The organism is Cupriavidus sp. a3 (assembly GCF_051015765.1).
GTDB classification, from domain to species: Bacteria; Pseudomonadota; Gammaproteobacteria; order Burkholderiales; family Burkholderiaceae; genus Cupriavidus; species Cupriavidus oxalaticus_A.
On sequence record NZ_CP170644.1, the window covers coordinates 293,333 to 314,422 of the forward strand.

At 70.0% G+C, this 21,090-nt stretch carries 18 protein-coding genes; 10 read left to right on the forward strand and 8 right to left on the reverse strand.

Annotation, left to right across the window (positions count from 1 at the left end):
- The first annotated feature begins 254 nt into the window (after nucleotides 1-254).
- The 5 genes from ACAD63_RS23350 (at nucleotide 255) to ACAD63_RS23370 (ending at nucleotide 4,894) form a co-directional block, all read left to right on the forward strand.
- Nucleotides 255-1,181: a TauD/TfdA dioxygenase family protein gene (locus tag ACAD63_RS23350; protein WP_135703173.1), complete on the forward strand. Its 927-nt coding sequence runs from the start codon at nucleotides 255-257 to the stop codon at nucleotides 1,179-1,181.
- Between the two features lie 78 nt (nucleotides 1,182-1,259).
- A complete protein-coding gene (locus ACAD63_RS23355; protein WP_135703172.1) occupies nucleotides 1,260-2,270 on the forward strand; it encodes an ABC transporter substrate-binding protein in 1,011 nt (336 codons plus the stop codon).
- A 2-nt stretch (nucleotides 2,271-2,272) separates the two neighbouring features.
- Nucleotides 2,273-3,124: an ABC transporter ATP-binding protein gene (locus tag ACAD63_RS23360; protein ID WP_135703171.1), complete on the forward strand. Its 852-nt coding sequence runs from the start codon at nucleotides 2,273-2,275 to the stop codon at nucleotides 3,122-3,124.
- Between the two features lie 32 nt (nucleotides 3,125-3,156).
- Nucleotides 3,157-4,068 carry an ABC transporter permease gene (locus ACAD63_RS23365; RefSeq protein ID WP_195430023.1) on the forward strand — a complete coding sequence of 304 codons (912 nt, stop codon included), beginning with the start codon at nucleotides 3,157-3,159 and terminating at the stop codon, nucleotides 4,066-4,068.
- A gap of 55 nt (nucleotides 4,069-4,123) precedes the next feature.
- On the forward strand, nucleotides 4,124-4,894 hold the full coding sequence (locus tag ACAD63_RS23370) for a class I SAM-dependent methyltransferase (RefSeq protein ID WP_133095885.1): 771 nt from the start codon (nucleotides 4,124-4,126) through the stop codon (nucleotides 4,892-4,894).
- Between the two features lie 11 nt (nucleotides 4,895-4,905).
- Here the strand turns inward: ACAD63_RS23370 and ACAD63_RS23375 are convergent, their stop codons facing one another.
- Nucleotides 4,906-5,265 carry a helix-turn-helix domain-containing protein gene (locus tag ACAD63_RS23375; protein WP_133095884.1) on the reverse strand — a complete coding sequence of 120 codons (360 nt, stop codon included), beginning with the start codon at nucleotides 5,263-5,265 and terminating at the stop codon, nucleotides 4,906-4,908.
- A gap of 212 nt (nucleotides 5,266-5,477) precedes the next feature.
- On the reverse strand, nucleotides 5,478-5,711 hold the full coding sequence (locus ACAD63_RS23380; RefSeq protein WP_195430021.1) for an IclR family transcriptional regulator: 234 nt from the start codon (nucleotides 5,709-5,711) through the stop codon (nucleotides 5,478-5,480).
- Nucleotides 5,712-6,217: 506 nt separating this feature from the next.
- Between ACAD63_RS23380 and ACAD63_RS23385 the strand changes: the two genes are divergently transcribed.
- Both ACAD63_RS23385 and ACAD63_RS23390 read left to right on the forward strand, forming a co-directional pair.
- Nucleotides 6,218-7,456: a GGDEF domain-containing protein gene (locus tag ACAD63_RS23385; protein WP_135703971.1), complete on the forward strand. Its 1,239-nt coding sequence runs from the start codon at nucleotides 6,218-6,220 to the stop codon at nucleotides 7,454-7,456.
- Between the two features lie 100 nt (nucleotides 7,457-7,556).
- Complete coding sequence (locus ACAD63_RS23390) at nucleotides 7,557-8,813, forward strand: Hsp70 family protein (protein ID WP_135703169.1); 1,257 nt, start codon at nucleotides 7,557-7,559, stop codon at nucleotides 8,811-8,813.
- Between the two features lie 35 nt (nucleotides 8,814-8,848).
- Here ACAD63_RS23390 and ACAD63_RS23395 read toward each other — a convergent pair whose 3' ends face one another.
- The 4 genes from ACAD63_RS23395 to ACAD63_RS23410 form a co-directional block, all read right to left on the reverse strand.
- Nucleotides 8,849-9,529 carry a phosphorylase gene (locus ACAD63_RS23395; RefSeq protein ID WP_133095881.1) on the reverse strand — a complete coding sequence of 227 codons (681 nt, stop codon included), beginning with the start codon at nucleotides 9,527-9,529 and terminating at the stop codon, nucleotides 8,849-8,851.
- Entirely contained in the window at nucleotides 9,526-11,586 is a 2,061-nt protein-coding gene (gene shc / locus ACAD63_RS23400) for a squalene--hopene cyclase (RefSeq protein ID WP_434034422.1), read from the reverse strand. The genes ACAD63_RS23395 and shc overlap by 4 nt, the downstream gene beginning before the upstream one ends.
- An 88-nt stretch (nucleotides 11,587-11,674) precedes the next feature.
- On the reverse strand, nucleotides 11,675-12,547 hold the full coding sequence (gene hpnD / locus ACAD63_RS23405) for a presqualene diphosphate synthase HpnD (protein ID WP_434034423.1): 873 nt from the start codon (nucleotides 12,545-12,547) through the stop codon (nucleotides 11,675-11,677).
- A gap of 253 nt (nucleotides 12,548-12,800) precedes the next feature.
- Nucleotides 12,801-13,004: a cold-shock protein gene (locus tag ACAD63_RS23410; protein ID WP_029045406.1), complete on the reverse strand. Its 204-nt coding sequence runs from the start codon at nucleotides 13,002-13,004 to the stop codon at nucleotides 12,801-12,803.
- 888 nt (nucleotides 13,005-13,892) lie between these two features.
- Between ACAD63_RS23410 and ACAD63_RS23415 the strand changes: the two genes are divergently transcribed.
- From ACAD63_RS23415 to ACAD63_RS23425, 3 genes are read left to right on the forward strand one after another with little or no spacing between them, the layout of a single operon-like run.
- Complete coding sequence (locus ACAD63_RS23415; protein ID WP_434034424.1) at nucleotides 13,893-14,621, forward strand: response regulator transcription factor; 729 nt, start codon at nucleotides 13,893-13,895, stop codon at nucleotides 14,619-14,621.
- A complete protein-coding gene (locus ACAD63_RS23420; RefSeq protein ID WP_135703165.1) occupies nucleotides 14,614-16,317 on the forward strand; it encodes a FecR family protein in 1,704 nt (567 codons plus the stop codon). The genes ACAD63_RS23415 and ACAD63_RS23420 overlap by 8 nt, the downstream gene beginning before the upstream one ends.
- Nucleotides 16,232-18,781, forward strand: coding sequence for a CHASE2 domain-containing protein (locus tag ACAD63_RS23425; protein WP_434034425.1), 2,550 nt, complete (start codon nucleotides 16,232-16,234; stop codon nucleotides 18,779-18,781). The genes ACAD63_RS23420 and ACAD63_RS23425 overlap by 86 nt, the downstream gene beginning before the upstream one ends.
- A gap of 164 nt (nucleotides 18,782-18,945) precedes the next feature.
- Here ACAD63_RS23425 and ACAD63_RS23430 read toward each other — a convergent pair whose 3' ends face one another.
- Both ACAD63_RS23430 and ACAD63_RS23435 read right to left on the reverse strand, forming a co-directional pair.
- On the reverse strand, nucleotides 18,946-20,358 hold the full coding sequence (locus tag ACAD63_RS23430; protein WP_434034426.1) for a heavy metal sensor histidine kinase: 1,413 nt from the start codon (nucleotides 20,356-20,358) through the stop codon (nucleotides 18,946-18,948).
- Nucleotides 20,355-21,047, reverse strand: a complete 693-nt coding sequence (locus ACAD63_RS23435) for a heavy metal response regulator transcription factor (protein WP_195429993.1) — start codon at nucleotides 21,045-21,047, stop codon at nucleotides 20,355-20,357. The genes ACAD63_RS23430 and ACAD63_RS23435 overlap by 4 nt, the downstream gene beginning before the upstream one ends.
- Nucleotides 21,048-21,090 lie beyond the last annotated feature (43 nt).

Below are 21,090 nucleotides of genomic sequence, written 5' to 3' on the forward strand. Positions count from 1 at the left end.
AGTGGAGGACGGCTCAACGATAAGCGGCGCCGTGCGCGGACCTGAACGAATGATTCCGGCATTGGATATCGGGTCGGCGTATATGGGATGCGCTCTTTCGCGCGCGCAGGGCAATGTGCAGACATGGATATGCGATAAGCGGATAAGCCCCAGCGATTTGATTCGTTGACCCTGCTTGCCCCGTCTCTCTACAGTGCAAGCTTGCACGCGGCACCCGTTGCCGCGCAGGCTTCCCCCGAATTGCCAGAGCTGCCATGACGACCGCAACCGCCTACACCATAGTTTCGCGCCAGCAGAGCGCACTGCATTCCGCCGCGATCGATGCCGGCCAGGATTTCGAGATCCGCGCGCTGGACGCGCCGCTGGGCGCGGAGGTGCTCGGCCTCGACCTGTCCCGCCCACTGTCCGACAGCGATTTCGCGCGCATCCATCGCGCCCACCTCGACTACCACGTAGTGGTGTTCCGCGACCAGCGGATCACCCCGGCGCAGCAGATCAGCTTCAGCCGCCGCTTCGGGCCGCTGCAGATCCACGTGCTGCACCAGTTCCAGCTACCCGGCCATCCCGAAGTGCTGGTGGTGTCCAACGTGGTCGAGAACGGCAAGCCGATCGGACTCGGCGATGCCGGCCACTTCTGGCATTCGGACCTGTCGTACAAGGAGAAGCCGAGCCTGGGTTCGCTGTTGCATGCGCGCGAGCTGCCCGCCGAAGGCGGCGATACGCTGTTCGCCAACATGCACCTGGCATGGGATACCTTGCCCGCGGAACTTCAGCGCACTGTCGACGGCCTGTACGCCGAGCACACCTACCTGGCGCGCTATGCCGAACTGCAGCAGCGCAGCCCGTGGCGTCCCAACCTGATGCCCGAGCAGATCGCGCAGGTCAGGCCGGTATTGCAGCCGGTGGTGCGCACCCATCCCGAAACCGGCAGGAAGGCGCTCTTCGTCAGCGAGCACTTCACCACGCGCATCGCGGGCCTGCCCGAGGACGAAAGCCGCGACCTGCTCAAGCAGCTGTTCGCGCACAGCGTCAAGCCTGAGCACGTGTACCGCCACCAATGGCAGCCGCATGACCTGGTGTTCTGGGACAACCGCTCGCTGCTGCATCTGGCCGCGGGCTGTCCGGACCACCTGCGGCGCGTGATGTACCGCACCACCATCGAAGGCGACGTGCCGCGCTGACGCGGCGATCGCTTCGCCATGCATCCCGGACTCACGCATGTCGCGTGCGTCCCTTCCCTGATTTCCCGGAGTCCATTCATGTTCCAACGGTTTTCCCGCAAGCTGGGCCTGCTCGCGCTGAGCGCCGGCCTGGCGATTTCCGGTGCCGCGCACGCCGAAGGCAAGCTGCGCATCGCCGAGCAGTTCGGCGTGGTCTACCTGCTGCTCAACGTGGCGCGCGACCAGCAGCTGATCGAGAAGCACGGCAGGCAGCAGGGCATCGACGTCAAGGTCGAATGGACCCAGCTTTCCGGTGGCGCCGCGGTCAACGATGCGCTGCTGTCCGGCGCGATCGATATCGCCGGTGCCGGCGTCGGTCCGCTGCTGACGCTGTGGGACCGCACCCATGGCAAGCAGAACGTGCGCGGCGTGGCGTCGCTGGGCAATTTCCCGTACTACCTTGTGAGCAACAACCCCAAGGTGAAGACCATTGCCGATTTCACCGAGAAGGACCGCATCGCCTTGCCGGCGGTGGGCGTGTCGGTGCAGTCGCGCGTGCTGCAGCTGGCAGCGGCGAAGCAATGGGGCGACAAGGAGTACAACCGGCTCGACAAGTGGACCGTGGCGGTGCCGCATCCCGACGCCGCTGCCGCGATCATCTCGGGCGGCACGGAAATCACCGGTCATTTCGGCAACCCGCCGTTCCAGGAGCAGGAACTGGCCGGCAATCCGAACGCACGCATCGTGCTGAGTTCGTACGACGTGCTGGGCGGGCCGAGCTCGTCGACGGTGCTGTACGCGACCGAGAAGTTCCGCAACGACAATCCGAAGACCTACCGCGCGTTCGTCGATGCGCTGGCTGAAGCGGCTGCCTACGCCACCGCCAATCCCGAGGCCGCCGCCGATATCTACCTGCGCCAGGCCAAGGCAAAGACCGACCGCGCGCTGCTGGTGCGCGTGCTGAAGAACCCGCAGGTGCAGTTCAAGGTGGCGCCGCAGAACACCTTTGCGCTGGCCTCGTTCATGCACCGCGTGGGCGCGATCCGCAACCAGCCCAAGTCCTGGCAGGATTATTTCTTCCAGGACCCGGTCACCGCGCAGGGAAGCTGATCATGGCCACGCACAGCCTGCGCGTGGTGTCCGACCGCGCCGCGCCGCTGCTACCGCCGTTGCTTCAGATTGACGGCGTGTCGCTCGAGTACCGCACGCCCGAGCGCATCGTGCGCGCCACGCACCGGGTCAGCTTCGACGTGCATGCGGGCGACCGCTTCGTGCTGCTGGGGCCGTCCGGCTGCGGCAAGTCGACGCTGCTCAAGGCGGTGGCCGGCTTCGTCGCGCCCGCCGAGGGTGAGATCCGCCTGGAAGGCCAGCGCGTGCAGCAGCCCGGGCCGGACCGCATCGTCGTGTTCCAGGAGTTCGACCAGCTGCCGCCGTGGAAGACCGTGGTGCAGAACGTGATATTCCCGCTGCGGCAGGCGCGCGGCCTGTCGCGCGCCGAAGCGCGCGAGCGCGCGCTGGACAGCCTGGAGAAGGTCGGCCTCGCTGATTTCGCCGATGCCTACCCGCATACGCTGTCGGGCGGCATGAAGCAGCGCGTGGCGATCGCGCGGGCGCTGGCGATGCGGCCCAAGGTGCTGCTGATGGACGAGCCCTTTGCCGCGCTCGACGCGCTGACGCGCCGGCGCATGCAGGAAGAACTGCTGGCGCTGTGGGACGACGCGGGTTTCACGCTGCTGTTCGTCACGCATTCGATCGAAGAGGCGCTGGTGGTGGGCAGCCGCATCCTGCTGCTGTCGCCGCACCCGGGCCGCGTACGCGCCGAACTGAACAGCCACCAGTTCAGCCTGGCCAGCCAGGGTGGCACGGAATTCCAGGCCGCCGCGCAACGCATCCACACCATGCTGTTCGGCGAGCCCGCCGCCGACGCGCAGCCGCTGCGCGCGCGCAGCGCCGCGGGCCGCTAGCGAGCCTTACTGCGGAAAGGGAAAGAAGCATCATGACGCAATCCACCCTGGCGCTCCCCGAGTCGCCCGAACTCCGTCCCGACTTCCGGCCGCTGGTGCGCCCGGAATACGAGCGCGACATCGAACCCTTCACCGAAGCGCCGCTGGCGCGCGCGCTGCCGTGGCAGCAACGGCTGTGGCAGTACGGCTGGCTGCGCAAGGCCGTGATCCTTCTGGCGCTGGCACTGGTGTGGGAAATCGTGGCACGCGTGCAGGACAACGACCTGCTGCTGCCGACGTTCCTGGCGACCCTGCGCGCCTTCATCCAGGATGTGGCCAGCGGCGAACTGCCGGGCAAAGCGGCGGTGTCGCTGTCGGTGCTGCTGCGCGGCTATGCCGCGGGCATCGTGCTGGCGTTCGTGCTCACGTCGCTGGCGGTATCGACGCGCTTCGGCCGCGATGTGCTGGACACGCTCACCGCCATGTTCAATCCGCTGCCGGCGATCGCGCTGCTGCCGCTGGCGCTGCTGTGGTTCGGGCTGGGCACCAGGAGCCTGGTGTTCGTGCTGGTCCACTCGGTGCTGTGGCCGCTGGCGCTGAACATGTACGCCGGCTTCCAGGCGGTGCCGCAGACATTGCGCATGGCCGGGCGCAACTATGGCCTGCGCGGGCCGCGCTATGTCGCGCTGGTGCTGGTGCCTGCCGCGCTGCCGGCGATCCTGTCGGGGCTGAAGATCGGCTGGGCCTTTGCCTGGCGCACGCTGATCGCGGCCGAGCTGGTGTTCGGCGCGTCGTCGGGCAAGGGCGGGCTGGGCTGGTTCATTTTTCAGAACCGCAACGAGCTTTATACGGACCGCGTGTTCGCAGGCCTGGCGGCGGTGATCCTGATCGGCCTGCTGGTGGAGGGGCTGGTCTTCACCACGCTGGAGCGGCTGACCGTACGACGCTGGGGCATGCAGCACTAGCCGCGCGGGGACTTCGGGCGTAGCCTACGGCACCGTAAAGCCAACCGGAGCCGCCATGACCGCCATCCACCAGGCCGCCGCACAGGGATTCGCCAGCCAGGCCGATGCCTACGCGCGCGGACGCCCCGAATATCCTGAAGCCATCGATGGCTGGCTGCGCGCCACGCTCGGGCTGGGCCCGGGCCGCACCGTGCTGGACCTGGGTGCCGGTACCGGCAAATTTACGCGCCGGCTGGCCGACACCGGTGCAGCGGTGATCGCGGTCGAGCCGGTGGCGCAGATGCGCGCGCAGCTCGCCGGTGCGCTGCCGGCCGTGCGGGCGCTCGCGGGCAGCGCCGAAGCGATTCCCTTGCCCGATGCCAGCGCAGACGCAGTGGTCTGCGCGCAGGCGTTCCACTGGTTTGCCAACGACCGCGCCATCGCCGGGATCCGCCGCGTGCTGCGGCCGGGCGGCCGGCTGGGGCTGGTCTGGAACGTACGCGATGAAAGCGTGGACTGGGTCGCGCAGCTGACCGCCATCATGACGCCCTACGAGGGCGACGCGCCGCGCTTCTACAAGGGCGACTGGAAGCGGGTCTTTCCCGCCGAGGGCTTCGGCCCCATGGCGCTGCACAGCCTGCCATACACGCACGCGGGCCCGCCGCAGCAAGTGATCGTCGACCGGGTGATGTCGGTGAGCTTCATTGCCTCGCTGCCCGGCACGGAGCAGGAGCGCGTGCGCGCCGCGCTGCAGGCTGTCATCGATGGCCACCCGGCGCTCGCCGGACGGCAGGAAGTCGCGTTTCCCTATCGCACCGAAGCCTATAGCTGCGAACGCCTGGCCTGAGCCGCGCCGCGCTACATCGTCGCGTGCCGGACCCAGAACGCCGGGCCGCGGCGTGCGGCGTCACTGAACTCCGGCGGCGGGCCGGTGCGGCCGGCGCACGGGCGCGGCGCAATCTGTTCCCAGATGTGCAGCATCGCCATGACCTTGGGCAAGGCCTTGACGCCGGTGGGCGTGGGCAGCCAGTTGGGGCTGCCCACGCTGAACAGCGGCGTGCCGAGCACGGCCTCGAGGCTGCGGATCTGGTAAAGGAGTCTCTGGGTCTGTATGCCCAGCGCTTGCGCGGCGCGGGCGGTGTCGCGGTGCTGCATCAGTGCGACGAAGGCGCGCAACGACAGGAAGCTGACGCGCCTGTTGTTGACAAGGTATGCCATGGATGTGCCCTTGCCGGGACGGGCACTGGCGGCGCGCTGGGGCACCGTTGCGCGGCGGGGAGGCGATGCACCCCGGGTGCGCGGCCTGTTGCCGGCGGATCGAAGTTAATCGATCGTAGCGGCGCACGCACGGGGGTAGGGCGGTGAAGCTTCCGAGTTAAGGTGGGGAATGGTCCCGGTCAGATGGTCACAGATGGCGATGCCGGTGCGCTTCAGTGCATCGGCAAATGGCCGATCGCCGTCAGCGCCTGCATCACCTCGGGCGACAGGCGGCGTTCGCGGCACGGCACGCCGGCGGTCTCCAGCGTGGTCCACAAGTCGGCATCGCCGGTGACGATGCGTTGCCGCAGGTGCGCCAGGTATGCGTACTCCGCGGATGTCAGCGGGCGCGGTGCGCTGCGCAGGTCATCCAGGATGGCGCCAAGCGAGAGGGCGGGAACGGTCATACCAGGGTCGGGAATAGCAGGGCGGGTCATTGATGCAGTATTGACGCGAGATTCTTGCGCGGTCGGCGCGGTAGGCAACGCATGATTTTATCCAGCCGGTGCAGTGCCTGCTTAACCAAATGCAACCAACTTTGACCTCAATTCCGCTTGCACGCGAGCGAGTGGCGATTGCGTGGTGGCAATGTGGCGCATGCTGAGGCTGGTGGGGCGCGCAAGCCGCTTGCGCGCGAGTGGTTGCCGTTAGAGGCATCCTTCAACGCGGTCTGGGTGTTGCATAAAAACGCCAGTGGGATCTATCCATGCGACGCCGCGCAGCGGCGCCGGCACCACAACCGGCCCGTCATGCACGCCCCCGGCTAGACGGGGGTGCCAACTGCCAGCGCACGCGGGCTATCATGCTCGTTTGCCGAGCGCCGCCGGCCTGCCGCGGCGTATCTTGACTGTCCCTTGGCCCCAGTCCCGCCCATCGATTGACGGCAAGGCGGACCGCCTCCTTGAGGATTCCCGTGCACCTGGACCAGCAGACCATTGCGGTCGTGATGATGGTGTTTTTCTGCAGCACGCTGGTGATCGCGGCGGGGCTGGTGTTCGCGCTGCGCGCGAGCGAGGCGGGACGCCTGTGGGCATCGGGGCACGTGCTGGCATCCGGCGCGGGCCTGGCGCTGGCGTTGAGCGCGGCCACAGGCACCATCCACCTTGGCACGTTAGGGGCGGGTGCCTTCGTCATCGGCTGGCTGCTGATCTACCGCGGGGTGCGCGTCTATTACGGCGTACCGGCGTACCCGGGCGCGCTGGCCAGTGCCGCCACCATCGTGCTGGCCACCCTGGTGGCCGTTGGTGGCCTGCCCGGCGGGCCTCAGCTGGTGCTGCGCGTGGTCTACGGCGTGCTGGCGCTGTTGTCGCTGGCCACCTTTGCCACGCTGGCGCGCGCCGGGCGCGGGCGGCGCAGCATCGGAGCCCCGCTGGTGCTGGTTGCCAGCCTGGTGCAACTGGCCACGCAGCTGGCCGGCTTTGACCATGCGATGCGGCTGGCCGGCGCCGATGCGCAGCCGATGATCCTGTTCTTCGCCGGCCCCGCCGGCTCGGCCTGGATGCTGGCGCCGCTGATCGCCACGCTGCTGGGCCTGTTCGGCTTCACCGTGATGGCAATGGAGCAGATCGTCGCGCACAACGAGAGCGGCGCGCGCGTCGATGCGCTGACCGGCCTGCTCAACCGCGGCGCGCTGGAGATGTCGGCGCTGCAGCTGGTGGCGCGCTGGCAGCGCGACGGGCTGCCGCTGTCCTGCCTGGTGATCGACATCGACTACTTCAAGCAGGTCAACGATACCTTCGGCCACCATGCCGGCGATGCGGTGCTGCGCGAAGTGGCGCACGCGCTGGACAACTCGCGCCGCGCCTCCGACGTGGCCGGGCGCTATGGCGGCGAGGAGTTCTGCATCCTGTGCCCGCACACCGACGAGCAGCAGGCGTCGGCGCTGGCCAACCGCATCCTGCGCAAGGTGCGCGCGATCGCGCTGCCGGGCGCGCAGGGCTTTGCCAGCGTCAGCATCGGCGTGGCCCAGCTGCGCGGCGGCCCGGGCAGTAAGGAAGGCCTGTGGCGCGCGCTGTTCGCCGATGCCGACCGCGCGCTGTACTGCGCCAAGGAGCACGGGCGTGACCGCTATGTGCTGGCCTCGTCGATGGCCGCGCCGGTGCCGGGCCACGCCCCGCCGATGCTGGAGCCTGCCGCCGACCCCGTCGCCTGAAATCGCGGGGCCGCCGCGCGCCTGCCCTACAATGGCGCCCCCGCCCGGACTCGCGTCCAGCGGCAACTGATGTGGTGTCTTGCAGGAAAATCTGGAATCAATGATGTCAAACGCATGCGGCCTGGACTTCGGCACGTCCAACTCAACCGTCGGCTGGAGCCGGCCCGACCGCCCCGCGGCGCTGCTGCCGCTGGAAGACGGCAAGGTGACGCTGCCGTCGGTGATCTTCTTTCACGCCGAGGATCCGCTGGTCAGCTATGGCCGCGCCGCGCTCGGCGACTACCTGGCCGGCTATGAAGGGCGGCTGATGCGCTCGCTCAAGAGCCTGCTCGGCACCTCGATGATGGACGACAGCACCGAGGTGATGGGGCAGGCCATGCCGTTCCGCAAGCTGCTGGCGCATTTCATCCGCGAGCTGAAGGCCCGCGCCGAGCAGGCCGGCGGCACCACCTTTACCCACGCGGTGCTGGGCCGCCCGGTGTTCTTCATTGACGAGGACCCGGCCGCCGACCGGCTCGCCGAAGAGACGCTGGCCGAGATCGCGCGCGACGCCGGCTTTGCCGAGATCGCGTTCCAGTACGAGCCGATCGCCGCGGCGTTCGACTACGAAGCCGGCATTTCGCGCGAGGAGCTGGTGCTGGTGGCCGATATCGGCGGTGGCACCTCGGACTTCTCGCTGGTGCGCCTGTCGCCCGAACGCGCCCGCAAGACCGACCGCAGGGGAGACATCCTTGCCAACGGTGGCGTGCATATCGGCGGCACCGACTTCGACCGCGCGCTCAGCCTGGCGCGCGCCATGCCGCTGCTTGGGCTGGGCAGCCAGCTGCGCAACGGCAAGGCGATGCCGTCGAGCCAGTACTTCGACCTGGCCAGCTGGCACACCATCAACTACGTCTACACGCGCAAGGCCTGGTCGGTGGTGATGGACAACTACCGCGATGCTGCCGACACCGTCAGCCTCGACCGCCTGGTGCGGCTGATCCGCGAGCGTGCCGGCCACTGGCTGGCGATCCAGGTGGAAGGCGCCAAGATCGCGCTGTCGGATGCGGCCAGCACCGAGGTCGACCTGCACCGGCTGGAGCAGGGGCTGATGCTGACGATCACGCGCGACGAATTCGATGCGTCGATCGACAAGCTGGTCGCCAGGACCGAGAAGACGGTCCAGCAACTGCTGGTTGACGCGGGCGTGGACGGCAACGGCGTCAATACCATCTTCTTCACTGGCGGTTCCAGCAGCGTGCCGTTGCTGCGCCAGCGGCTGGCGGCACTGCTGCCGCAGGCGCGCTGCGTCGAAGGCGACCGATTCGGCAGCATCGGCAGCGGGCTGGCGCTGGATGCGGTGAGGAAGTTCGGCTGAGGAAATCCGGGCGACGTTCGGCTCGACCGGCCCGCCTACTGCTGCAGCACGTCGCGCAACGCAAAGCCGTCGCCCACCGCCAGCCTGGCCGCCCGCAGCGCGCCACGCGCCGCGGCGGCATCGCCCGCCAGCCGCAGCAGCGCCGGCAATTGCCACGGCGCGCGCAGCAGCCCGCCCAGCACCGCCGCCACATCGGTCTTGCCGCCTTCCCCCATCCCTGCCGCCGCCGCGGCCGGCACGGCGCGGCTGGCCGGGTCGATGACCACGCGGCAAGCCGCGAACGGCAGCCGGCAGGCGGCGGCCATGCGCGCGGCGAGATGCGATTCCATGTCGACGCACAGCGCGCCGCTGGCCTGCCGCAGCGCGTGTTTTGCGGCGACGTCGAGCACCGGCTCTTCCGTGCCGGCGATGGGGCCGACCCGGGCATGCGGCAGCGCCGCGTGCAGCGCATGGGTCCAGTCCGGCGCGGTGTCGTAGCGTTCGCCGGGCGCGCGGATCTCATCGGCAATGACCAGGTCGCCGGGCGCCAGCGCCGGGTCCAGCCCGCCGGCGACGCCGAAGCTGACGATGCCCCGGCACGCGCGGCTGGCCATGGCCGACACCTCCTGCTCCAGCGCGACGCCGCGCAGCCCGTGCACCACGCGGCAATGCGGGCCGGCGGCGATGCCGGCCTCGAAATCCATGCCGGTGACGACCATGACGAAGGGCGCGTTCACAGGCCCCACGCCACGCGGCCCTCAGCGACACCCTCACCGCCACCGTCACCGCCGCGCCGCAGGTTGCGGTAGCGCGCCAGCGCCCACAGCGGGAAATAGCGCGCGTATCCGTGGTAGCGCAGGTAGAACACGCGCGGGAAACCCACGGCGGTGAAGCGCGGCTCGTGCCAGAGCCCGCCTTCCTGCGGCGGGCGCTGCGTGCGCAGCAGGTAGCCGATGCCGCGCGCGACCGCCGGGTGTTGCACGGCGCCGGCCGCCATCAGCGCCAGCAAGGCCCAGGCAGTCTGCGATGCCACGCTGGGCGCGGCCTCATAGCCGCGGTAGTCGAGCCGGTAGCTGGCGCCGTCTTCGCCCCAGCCGCCGTCGTCGTTCTGGATTCCGGCCAGCCAGTCGGCGGCGCGCCGCACCGCGGGCGCGTCGGGCCCCAGGCCGGCCGCATTCAGCGCGCACAGCGCGCTCCAGGTGCCGTAGATGTAGTTGGTGCCCCAGCGGCCGAACCAGCTGCCATCCGGCAGCTGCTCGGCCAGCAGGTAGCGCAGCGCGCGCGCGGCGGGCTCGCTGCTGGCGGGCGTGGCGCCGGTCTGGCACAGCATCGACAGGCAGCGCGCCGAGACATCCGCGGTGGGCGGGTCCAGCAGCGCGCCGTGGTCGGCGAAGGGGATGTTGTTCAGGTACAGGTGCGTGTTCTCGGGCTCGAACGCACCCCAGCCGCCGTTGCCGCTCTGCATGCCGACGATCCATTCGGCCGCGCGTGCCACGGCTTCGTCGTAGCGGCCGGGCGTGGCGTGTTCGCGCATGTAGCGGTCCATCGCCGCCGCCACCACGGCGGTGTCGTCGACATCCGGGTAATGCGCGTTGGCGTACTGGAAGGCCCATCCACCCGGGCGCACCCGCGGGCGGCGCACGCTCCAGTCGCCGCGCACGTCCAGCACCTGCAGCGGCTTGAGCCAGTCCAGCGCGCGCCCCACGGCCGCGGCCGCGCGCGCCTCTCCGGTCTCGAGCAGCGCTTGCGCGGCCAGCGCGGTGTCCCACACCGGCGACAGGCAGGGCTGGCAGTAGGCCTCGTCGCCATGCTCGACCAGCAGCCGCTCGACCGCGTGCCGGGCCACCGCGCGCGCGGGATCGTCGGCCGGCACGCCCAGCACGTCGAACATCATCACGCTGTTGGCCATCGCCGGAAAGATCGCGCCGAGCCCGTCCTCGCCATTCAGCCGCTCGCGCACGAACCTTTGCGCCGCGGCGATGGCGCGCCGGCGCAGCACGCGCGGGAACGCCGGCTCGGCCACGCGCAGCAGCGCGTCGAGCCCGCGGAACAGGTTGTACCAGCCGGCGTGCTGGTGCGGCGCGCGCGGCGCGAGGCCGACGCTGCGGCGCGGGTTGGAGAAGAGTTCGTCGATGCCGATCCCGCGCGGGTTGCGCGCGCGCGGGCGCAGGCTGTTCAGCACCAGCAGCGGCACGATCACCGTGCGCGCCCAGTAAGAGACCTTGGACAGGTGGAACGGGAACCAGCGCGGCAGCAGCATGATTTCCACGGGCATCATCGGCACCGCCGACCACGGCATCACGCCGTACAGCGCCAGCAGCGTGCGCGTAAACACGTTGCTGGCCTCGGCGCCGCCCATGGCATGGATGGCCTGGCGCGCGCGCGCCATGTGCGGCGCCTGCGGATCGTCGCCCGCCATCTTCAGCGCGAAGTAGGCCTTGACGCTGGCGCTGATGTCCGCCTTGCCGTCATGGAACAGCGGCCAGCCGCCATCGGCGTTCTGGATGCGGCGCAGGTAGCGCGCGATGCGCGCTTCGAGCGCCAGGTCGGGCGCCTCGCCCAGGTAATGCACCAGCAGCACGTATTCGGCCGGGATGGTGGCGTCGGCTTCCAGCTCGTAGACCCAGTGGCCATCGGGGCGCTGCTGGTGCAGCAGCGCATCGACCGCGAGGCCGATGCCGTGGTCGAGCTCCTGTGCGGCAGATCGCTGGGCGAAAGCAGGGGCGAACGCCGGATCGGCGGCGACCCGGACAGGCGGGGCTGTCGTGCCCAAGGCGGTCTCGTTGATCGACATGCGGACTCCTTGTGCCGGCGCGGGCGGGATGATCCGCGCCCGGCCTCGGCTTGCATCGGCTTACATCGCCGGCAACGGCATGCGGCGCTCAGCCAATGGCGTGGCGCAGCATGATCCAGAGCAACTGCGCGCGCGGCAGGCGCACGCGCTGGCGCGGTGCCCGCCAGCCCTGCATGCGCAGGCGCGCGAGGATGCGGTGGTAGACGTCGGCCATGATGCGCGGCGAGCGCACCAGCCGTGCCGGGCAGCGCGCCATGATGGCGTCGGCCTGGTCGTAGTGCGCCTGCGCTTCCAGGGCCAGCGCCGCGCAAGCCTGGCCGATTGCCGCGTGCGCGACCACCGCCTGCGGCGTGGCGCCCGCGGCATCGATGCCGGCGGCGGCCAGCGCCTCGGCCGGCAGGTAGAGGCGGCCGATGGCGGCATCCTCGTCGATGTCGCGCAGGATGTTGGTCAGCTGCAGCGCTCGCCCCAGGTGGTGCGCCAGCGCGATGCCGCACGACGTTTCCAGGCCGAACACGCGCACCGCCAGCCGCCCCACCGCGCTCGCCACGCGGTCGCAATACAGGTCGAGGGTGGCGGCGTCGGGGGCGCGGATGTCCTGCACCACGTCCATGGTCATGCCGTCGATGACGGCGAGGAGATCCTGCTGCTGCAGGTCGAAGGCGCGGATCTGCACGGCCAGCGGCTGCAGCGCCGCGGGCGGGCTGCCCGCGTAGCAGGCGGCGATGTCGCTGCGCCAGGCATCGAGCCCTGCCAGGCGCTCCGCATGCGGAGCGTTGCCGTCGGCGATGTCGTCGACCGCGCGGCAAAACGCGTAGATCTCGAACATGGCCTGGCGCTGGTGCGCCGGCAGGATGCGCAGTGCGGCATGGAAGGAACTGCCGGCAGAGGCGGCGGCTCCCGCGCTGGAGCCGGCCACGGCGGCGGGGGTGTCTTGCGTTGCGATCTGAGTACCGGCCACGTAACTCCTCGACACGCTGCATACCTTCCCGCGCTTCGCACGCAACGGTGTGCGCGCCCATGCGCGGGCGGTGGTTGTGGGTCGGGCGATTATAGCAACATCAACCCTGGCATCGCGGCGCCCTGGCCGGCGGCAGGGAGGCGGCAGCGCATTGCCGGCGCGCAAAAGAAAAGCCCCGCGCCGGAGCTGCGGGGCTTGCTGGCCGGCGCGGCGTCGCGAGACGCCGCGGGACCGGGCCGGTCCTAAACCGGTATCAGACGGCCTGAATCTTGGTGGCTTGCTCGCCCTTCTGGCCCATGGCCTTGACGTAGCGCACCTTCTGGCCTTCCTTCAACGACTTGAAGCCCGAGCCTTCGATTGCGGAGAAGTGCGCGAACAGATCGTTGCCGCCTGCGTCCGGCGTGATGAAGCCGAAGCCCTTGGCGTCGTTGAACCACTTAACGGTACCGGTTTCCATATCTATCTCAACCTTGGATTTCAAAATGAGCGAAAAACGCTCGTTATACACCGTGTGCAACGCAGGCAACGGATTGTTTTGGTTCCGCTGCTGCATCCGTATGACCTCGATATGTCGCTGTCGTGACAACCGAAAACGTCACGGAACAACACACCAAATGACACACCCCAAAGGGCGCTGCACAAGTGGGAATCATTCTGCCGAATTTTCCCGATGTGTCAATCAGGCGAAGCGCCTAATCATGATGAGAGGTTCCGATAGGAGATATTAACGTCTTCTACTTCGCATTCGATTCAGTGAATTCCCTGAGTGTGCTTGCCTGCGCGGTTTGGACTGAATTTCAGACGGGTGCACCTTGAATGCGCGCCGAATGCGGGCTCCTGGTGCGGAAGGTCCGTGTTTCGGTGCATTTGTTTCGCTTTGTTTCAAATGCATTACCACATTCGGGGGATGTTTTTGCCCGTTCGGGTGTGGGCGGCAATAGTTTGGGGCAAATCCGGCGGGAGAAATGCCGCAGCGCTCCATTTCGCAGAACGATTCTCGTGCAACGTATATAGGGTGAACCCCTGCATGCCGCGCCTGAGTGTTCGCGGGCTCTCCCACCGCCGGTCCGCCAGTCCGCCGCCCCCGCTCGCCCGCGATCGTTGCGATTGGCCGGTTTTTCGCCTCGGATCGATGGCCGATCCCGGCATGTTGCGGCATGCCCCTCGTCGGTAGCCTCGACGGCGGGTGTCGCTGTTAGGTAACATTGCGACTTCCGGCTTGCTTCGGCCACGCTTGCCGCGCGATTGACCATGGGCCGCGCCCGCCAGGGTGGATATCAGAGCAGCCGTCAGTATTGCCCGGCGCGCAGTCGCAGTGGCAGTCGCAGTAGGCAGGGGGGAGTGGATGAGAATTGCCTCGGTGGAGGACGATCCGGATCAGGCCGAACTGATCCGGCAGATTTTGGGCGAGGCCGGTTTCGAGTGCGAATCGTTCGCCAATGGCGCCGATTTCCTGCGCGCGCTGCGCGAACGGGCGTTTGACCTGCTGATGGTCGACTGGCAGTTGCCCGGCACCAGCGGCTATGAACTGGTCAGCTGGGTGCGCCAGAAGTCCGGCAACATGCCGCCGATCCTGTTTGTCACCAGCCGTACCGGCGAGGCCGACATCGTCGCCGGCCTGAGCGTCGGCGCCGACGACTACATGCTCAAGCCCATCCGCGCCGGCGAGCTGGTCGCGCGCGTGCGCTCGCTGCTGCGCCGCGCCTATCCCGAGGCCGCGCAGGAAGTCGAGCTGATCCGGCGCGGTAACTACACCGTCGATCCCCATACCCGCGCCATTACCATCGGCGGCCAGCCCGTGCAGCTGTCGCCGCGCGAGTATGAGCTGGCCCTGTTCCTGTTCCGCAATACCGGGCGCCTGCTGGCGCGCGAGGTGGTGGAGCAGGCGGTCTGGGGCCGCGCCATGGGCGCCGGCTCGCGCACGCTCGATACCCATATCTCGCGGCTGCGGCTGAAGCTGGCGTTGCGCCCCGAAAACGGCGTGCGGCTGACGTCGGTGTATTCGCACGGCTATCGCTTTGAGGAAATTTCCGCTGGCGAAGCGGAAGCTGAAGAGGCCGCGGCGGATGCGTAAGTGGATTGGCACGGCTGCGCTGGCCTGGTTGGCCGGCGTGGCGGGTCCGGCCCAGGGCGGGCCGGCGGGCGCGGAGGGCGCCGATTTCCTGTACCTGGTGGAGCCGGGCGATACCCTGATCGGGCTGGCCGAGCGCTACATGGCCTCGTCCGATGGCTGGCGCACGCTGCAGCGGCTCAACGGCGTGGCGGATCCCTACCGGCTGGTGCCCGGTTCGCGGCTGCGCATCCCGCTGAGCCAGATCCCCGAGCAGGCCGCGTCGGCGCGCGTGGTCTATGTCAACGGCGAAGTGCGCGCCAACGGCCGTGCGGTGCAGGTGGGCATGTCGCTGGACGAATCGGCACGGATCGAGACCCCGGCGGCCGGCTCGGTCACGCTGGAACTGCCCGATCGCAGCCGCATCACGTTGCCGCCAAATACCACGGTGGCCGTGCGCCGGCTGCGTACGTTCGCGCGCAGCGGCCTGACCGATACCGTGATCCGCATCGACCAGGGCGGCGCCGATACCCGCGTGGCGCCCGAGGGCAGCGGCGTGGGCCGCTTCGAGCTGCATACGCCGATGATGGTCACGGGCGTGCGCGGCACCAGCTACCGGGTTGCGGCCGACGCCGCCGGCAGCCGCAGCGAGGTGCTGGAAGGCCGCGTGGGCATCAGCGCGGCGCGCCAGGCCAGGCCCGTACCCGCCGGTCGCGCCATGACGGCGGCGGCGCAAGTGAGCGCCGGCTACGGCGTCGGCGTGTCCGATCGTGGCCGGCTGTCGCAGCCGGTGGCGCTGTTGCCGGCGCCGGTGTTGCTGCCCCCCGCCGATACCGTGCTGGGCCCGGCCTTCGACGCCGCCTGGCAGCCGGTGCCCGGCGCCAGCGCGTACCGTGTCACGGTGGCGCGCGACGCGGCGCTGACCGAACTGGCCTGGAGCGGCACCACCACCGACACCCGCGCGCGTCCGGAGGGCCTGCCGGAAGGCACGCTCTATCTTGCCGTCAGCGCCATCGACGCCAACCGGCTGACCGGCCTTGCCGCGCAGGCGCCGGTGGCCGTGCGGCTGAACCCGCCAGCGCCGTTCACGCTGCAGCCAGCCGCCGATGCGGTGCGCTATGGCGAGACGGTGGCGTTCGCCTGGGCGGCGGTGCCCGGCGCCGGCAGCTATGAACTGGCCGTGGCCACGGATGCCGGCTTCGCCAGCGAGGTGGCACTGCATCCCGCCGCCGAGCCGGCCAGCGCGCAGCCGCAGGCGCCGGGCCAGTACTGGTGGCGCGTGCGCAGCGTCGACGCCGCGGGCCGGCCCGGTCCCTGGTCGGCGCCGGTCGCCTATCGCGTCGAGCCGCCGGGCCCGGTGCCGTCGATGCAGGACGACGGCAAGACACTGCAGATCGGCTGGCCCGCCGACCGTGGCGCGGGCACCGGCTACCGGGTCCAGTTGTCGGCCGATGCCGGCTTTGCCACGCTGCTGGTGGACCAGCACAGCGAAACCAACGCCATCGAGCTGCCGCGTCCGGCGCCCGGCGTCTACTACGTGCGGGTCGCCCGCGCGGCGCCGGGGACAGCGCCCGACCCGGCGGCCTTCTCCACGCCGCAGCGCATCGAGGTCTTCACCTACCTGATGGACGGCAATGGCGGTGCCATCGGCGCGGGTGGCGGGACAGGTGGCGGCGCGGGTGGCGGGACGGTTGGCGGTGGCCGCATCCGCCTCCACTGAGCCCGCCGCGGCGCCGGAGCCGGACGCGCCGATCGCGCCGGGGCGCGCCTTCGGCCGCCGCACGCTGGCAGAATGGTGCGTGCTGGTCGCGGCGGTGCTGGCGCTGGTGCTGCTGGCCGCGCGCCAGGGCTGGACCGAACGCGCCGACCTGGCCGCCTACGACACCGCCATCGCCGCCCAGCACCATCCCGCCCGCGACGACATCGTCATCGTCGCCATCGACGACGCCAGCATCACCGCCATCGGCCGCTGGCCCTGGCGCCGCGCGGTGCTGGGGCAACTGGTCGAGCGCATTGCCGCCGGCGGCCCGCGCGTGATCGGCGTCGACGTGATCCTGTCCGAGCGCGACACCCGCTATCCGCAGGACGATGCGCTGCTGGCGCGCAGCCTGGCGCAGGCGGGCAATGTGGTGCTGCCGGTGGTGGCCGAACCGAGCACCGGCGGCACCGGCGGCATGCTGGTGCGCTATCCGCTGGCGGGGCTGGGCGCCGCGGTCGGCCATATCAACATGGTGGTCGATACCGACGGCGTGGCGCGCCAGGTCTGGCTGCGCGAAGGGCCGCAGCCGGTCGAGGGCGCCGGCGTGCCGCACCTTGCGGCGGTGATGGCCGGCATGCTGGCAGAACCGGGACGCGCACCGCGCGCGCTCGACAGCTACCGCCACGAAGCCGCTCGCGTCGCCGAAAGCAACGGCTGGCAGCGCAGCGGCCGCCTGCGCATTCCCTACGCCGGCCCGCCCGGCACCTTTGCGCGCGTGTCGGCGCGCGACGTGCTGGAAGGCCGCGTCGATCCCGCGCGCTTTGCCGGCAAGGCGGTGCTGGTCGGCGCCATGGCCACCGGCATGGGCGATGTGCTGCCCACCCCGGTGTCGCGCGACGGCCGCGGCATGAGCGGCGTCGAGATCCTGGCCAATACGCTGCAGGCGCTGACCGACGGCGACGCCATCCTGGCGGTGCCGCGCGGCTGGCAGCTCGCGGGAACGCTGCTGGCGGTGCTGCTGGCGGCGCTGGCCGCGCTGCGTTTGCCGCCGCGTGGCGCGCTGGTCGCCACCGGGCTGCTGCTGGCGGCCCTGCTGGGCGGCTCGCTGGCGCTGCTGGCGTTAGCACGGTTCTGGTTCGCCCCGGCCGCGGCGGCGCTGGGCTGCCTGCTGTTCTACCCGCTGTGGGCGTGGCGCCGCCAGGAAGCGGCGCTGCGCTTCCTGGCCGACGAACTGGCGCGGCTGGAGCGCGAGCCGGGACTGATGCCGGCACCGCACTACACCGGCGCCACGCTGGACAGCCGCATGCGCGCCGTCTATGGCATGAGCGCCAGGCTGCGCGGCATGCGCCGATTCCTCTCCGACGGGGTGGAAAGCCTGCCCGATGCCACCGCCATCTGCGACCTGGCGGGCGGCGTGATGCTGGCCAACCGCCGCTGCGTGGCGCTGGCGCCGGCGGTGCTCGGGAACATGGCCGCGGCAGGCGATTCCGGCCAGCCGCGCCCGCCGATCCGCGACGTGATCGAGGCGCTGTTCCCGGCGCCCGCGCCGGCGCTGGCGTACTGGCACGCGCTGCATGACCGCCATGCCGGGGTCCGGCCGGGGCAGGAGCCCGTGCCCGAGGGCGGCATCGAGGTGGCCGGGCGTGGCGACCGCCGCTACCTGGTGCACGGCGCGCCGCTGCACGGAGAATCCGGCGCGGTGGCGGGGCTGATCGTCAGCGTCACCGACATCACGGCGATCCGCGTGGCCGAGCGCCAGCGCGAGCAGATGCTGCGCTTCCTGTCGCATGACATGCGCTCGCCGCAGGCATCGATCCTGGCGCTGATCGAGCTGCACGAGCGCCGCGCCCGCCGCAATGCCGCCGACATCGCAGACACCGATGACGCCGCCGACACCGACACCGACGACGGCCACCATCGCGCCGCGCACGCCGTGCTGCACCGCATCGCCGCCCACGCGCGCCGCACCATGACGCTGGCCGACGATTTCATCAGCGTGGCGCGCGCCGAGTCGCAGTCGCTCGCCTTTACCGAGGTCGAGCTTGGCGGCCTGGTGCTGGATGCCACCGATCAGCTATGGGCGCTGGCCAATGCCCGCAGCGTATCGCTGCAGGTCGACCTGCCCGACGAGCCCGCCGTGCTGCGTGGCGAGCCCGCGCTGCTGGTGCGGGCCATCGCCAACGTGGTCAGCAACGCGATCAAATTTAGCCCACACGGTGCCGAGGTGGCGGTGACGCTGACGCACGCGCACCAGCATTTCGTGATCGCGGTGCAGGACCACGGCCCCGGCATCGACGAGGCCGACCAGGCGCGGCTGTTCGAGCCCTTCGTGCGCCTGCACGAGGGCCGGCAGGGCGCGCCGGACGGCACGGGGCTGGGCCTGGTGCTGGTGCGCGCGGTGGCCGAACGGCATGGCGGCAAGGTCACGGTGCAGAGCGCGGCAGGTGCCGGCGCGACATTCCGGATCGAATTGCCGGCGGGTTAAGCGCAGGTCCGCCGACACAATTGTTGCCATTCGATCAGGGCGGAATTGCGTAGCATCGGACCGCCGCTGGAGCCGCATCCGGCGGTCTTTGCGCCCTTGCCAGCTCCCCCAACGGCCTTACTGGCTCGGGCGTTTTTTTTGCGCGCCGTGCAGCCCGCCGGCCGTCAAGTCCGCACGGTGTCCCGTTCGCGCCGCGCGCGGAACGTCAGCACGAAGCGCGTCCTGCCCGCGATTGACTCGGCGGCGATGGCGCCGCCGTGCGCGGCCATGATCGCCTGCGTGATCGCCAGGCCCAGCCCGGTGCCGTCCGATTCTGGCCGCGCCCGCGACTTGTCGGCGCGCGAAAAACGGTCGAACAGCGACGGCACGAATTCCGGCGGAATGGTTTCGCCTTCGTTTTCGACCACGATATCCACTGCGTCCGCGCCGTCCTGCGCGCTGGCGCGCGGCACGATCGTCACCATGATCGGCTTGCCCGCGGCGGCGTGCCGCAGCGCGTTCGACAGCAGGTTGCTGAGCGCGCGCCGCACCATCAGCCGGTCGCCGGTGATGCGGCCGCTGCCGTGCTGCCGCAGCTGCACGCCCTTGTCTTCTGCCAGCGCATCGTAGAAGTCGAACAGGGCCGCGACTTCCTGCTCGAGCGCGATGGGCTCGGCGCTGGGTAGCGTGATGCCGTGTTCCATCTTGGCCAGGAACAGCATGTCGGACACCATGCGCGCGAGCCGCTGCAGCTCCTCGGCGTTTGACGCCAGCACCTCGCGGTACTTGGCCGCATCGCGCGGCTGCGACAGCACCACGTCGGTCTGCGTCATCAGGTTGGTGATCGGCGTGCGCAACTCATGCGCCAGGTCGGAGGAGAATTCCGACAGGCGCCTGAAGTCGTCCTGCAGCCGCGCGAGCATGGCGTTGAGCGTGGCGGCCAGGTCGGCCATTTCCACCGGCACCGCTTCTACCGGCATGCGCTCGTCGAGCTTGTGCGCGGTGACCGTGCGCGCGCGCGATGCCATGGTGCGCAGCGGCGCCAGCCCGCGGCGCGCCGCCCACCAGCCCAGCAACCCGCTGGCCAGCGCCGCCAGCGCGGTGTAGAAGGCCAGCGACTTGCGGAACGCCTGCATGAAGTGCGCATGCAGCGCGGTGTCCATGCCGACCACGATGCGCAGCGCGCCGGCACCCGGCGCCTGCGCCACGGCGCGCAAGCCGCGGTAGGCCTGTCCGTGCTGCTCCCAGGCGAAGGTGTCGCGATCCGCAGGCAGCGCCGCGGCGGTGGCCCGCGCGGGGCCGAAATCGAAACCATGCGTCGCGTACACGCGTTGGCCATCCGCGTTGCGCACCTCGGCGACGAAGCCGGGATGGTGCTCCAGCGCCTGCCCCAGCCGCTGCGGCAGCGACGCCATCGGGCCTTCGGCCGCGATCTTGCGGACCAGGCGCACGTTGTCGTCCAGCACGGCATAGTCTTCGTCGGCGAAATGGCTGTCCATCGCCAGCCAGATCAGCATGCCCAGCCCCAGCAGCACCACCGCCGACGACAGCGAAAACAGGATCGTGAGCCGCGCCGTCAGCGACAGCCGGGCCTTCATGCCGCATCCCCCGGGTCCGGCGCCTCCAGCACATAGCCCATGCCGCGCACGGTCTGGATCAGCCGGGGCTCGAAGCCGTCGTCGATCTTGGCGCGCAGGCGGCGGATGGCCACGTCGATCACGTTGCTGTCGCTGTCGAAGTTCATGTCCCACACCTGCGAGGCGATCAGCGAGCGCGGCAGCACTTCGCCGCGGCGCCGCGCCAGCAGTTCGAGCAGCGCGAACTCCTTGCTGGTCAGCGTGATGCGGCGCCCGGCCCGTGTGGCGCGCCGGCGGCCCAGGTCGAGCACAAGGTCGGCCACCTGGATCCGGTCGAGCGCCATATGCGCGGCGCCGCGACGCAGCAGGGTGCGTACGCGCGCCAGCAGTTCGGAGAAAGCGAAGGGCTTGACCAGGTAGTCGTCGGCGCCCAGCTCCAGTCCCTTGACGCGGTCCGCCACGCTGTCGCGAGCGGTCAGGAACAGCACCGGCACGGCGTTTTCGGCGGCGCGCAGCGCCTGTACGATGCGCCAGCCGTCCATGTCCGGCAGCATCACGTCGAGGATGACAAGGTCGTAGGGCTCGGTCATGGCCAGGTGCTGGCCGTCCAGGCCGTTGTGCACCAGGTCGACGACAAAGCCCGCTTCCGTCAGGCCCTGGCGCAGGTACTCCCCGGTCTTGGACTCGTCTTCCACTACCAGCAGTTTCATCGGCCCTGGATTCCTTGTAATCAATGGTTGCGGCAACTGTATG

Excerpts from the sequence above, each read along its gene's own strand:
- ACAD63_RS23430 (WP_434034426.1), bottom strand. The coding sequence starts at position 20,358 with ATGAAGGCCCGGCTGTCGCTGACGGCGCGGCTCACGATCCTGTTTTCG.
- ACAD63_RS23360 (WP_135703171.1), top strand. The coding sequence starts at position 2,273 with ATGGCCACGCACAGCCTGCGCGTGGTGTCCGACCGCGCCGCGCCGCTG.
- ACAD63_RS23370 (WP_133095885.1), top strand. The coding sequence starts at position 4,124 with ATGACCGCCATCCACCAGGCCGCCGCACAGGGATTCGCCAGCCAGGCC.
- ACAD63_RS23415 (WP_434034424.1), top strand. The coding sequence starts at position 13,893 with ATGAGAATTGCCTCGGTGGAGGACGATCCGGATCAGGCCGAACTGATC.
- ACAD63_RS23425 (WP_434034425.1), top strand. The coding sequence starts at position 16,232 with ATGGCGGTGCCATCGGCGCGGGTGGCGGGACAGGTGGCGGCGCGGGTG.
- ACAD63_RS23355 (WP_135703172.1), top strand. The coding sequence starts at position 1,260 with ATGTTCCAACGGTTTTCCCGCAAGCTGGGCCTGCTCGCGCTGAGCGCC.
- ACAD63_RS23390 (WP_135703169.1), top strand. The coding sequence starts at position 7,557 with ATGATGTCAAACGCATGCGGCCTGGACTTCGGCACGTCCAACTCAACC.
- ACAD63_RS23420 (WP_135703165.1), top strand. The coding sequence starts at position 14,614 with ATGCGTAAGTGGATTGGCACGGCTGCGCTGGCCTGGTTGGCCGGCGTG.
- ACAD63_RS23380 (WP_195430021.1), bottom strand. The coding sequence starts at position 5,711 with ATGACCGTTCCCGCCCTCTCGCTTGGCGCCATCCTGGATGACCTGCGC.
- ACAD63_RS23435 (WP_195429993.1), bottom strand. The coding sequence starts at position 21,047 with ATGAAACTGCTGGTAGTGGAAGACGAGTCCAAGACCGGGGAGTACCTG.
- ACAD63_RS23350 (WP_135703173.1), top strand. The coding sequence starts at position 255 with ATGACGACCGCAACCGCCTACACCATAGTTTCGCGCCAGCAGAGCGCA.
- ACAD63_RS23375 (WP_133095884.1), bottom strand. The coding sequence starts at position 5,265 with ATGGCATACCTTGTCAACAACAGGCGCGTCAGCTTCCTGTCGTTGCGC.
- shc (WP_434034422.1), bottom strand. The coding sequence starts at position 11,586 with ATGTCGATCAACGAGACCGCCTTGGGCACGACAGCCCCGCCTGTCCGG.
- ACAD63_RS23410 (WP_029045406.1), bottom strand. The coding sequence starts at position 13,004 with ATGGAAACCGGTACCGTTAAGTGGTTCAACGACGCCAAGGGCTTCGGC.
- ACAD63_RS23365 (WP_195430023.1), top strand. The coding sequence starts at position 3,157 with ATGACGCAATCCACCCTGGCGCTCCCCGAGTCGCCCGAACTCCGTCCC.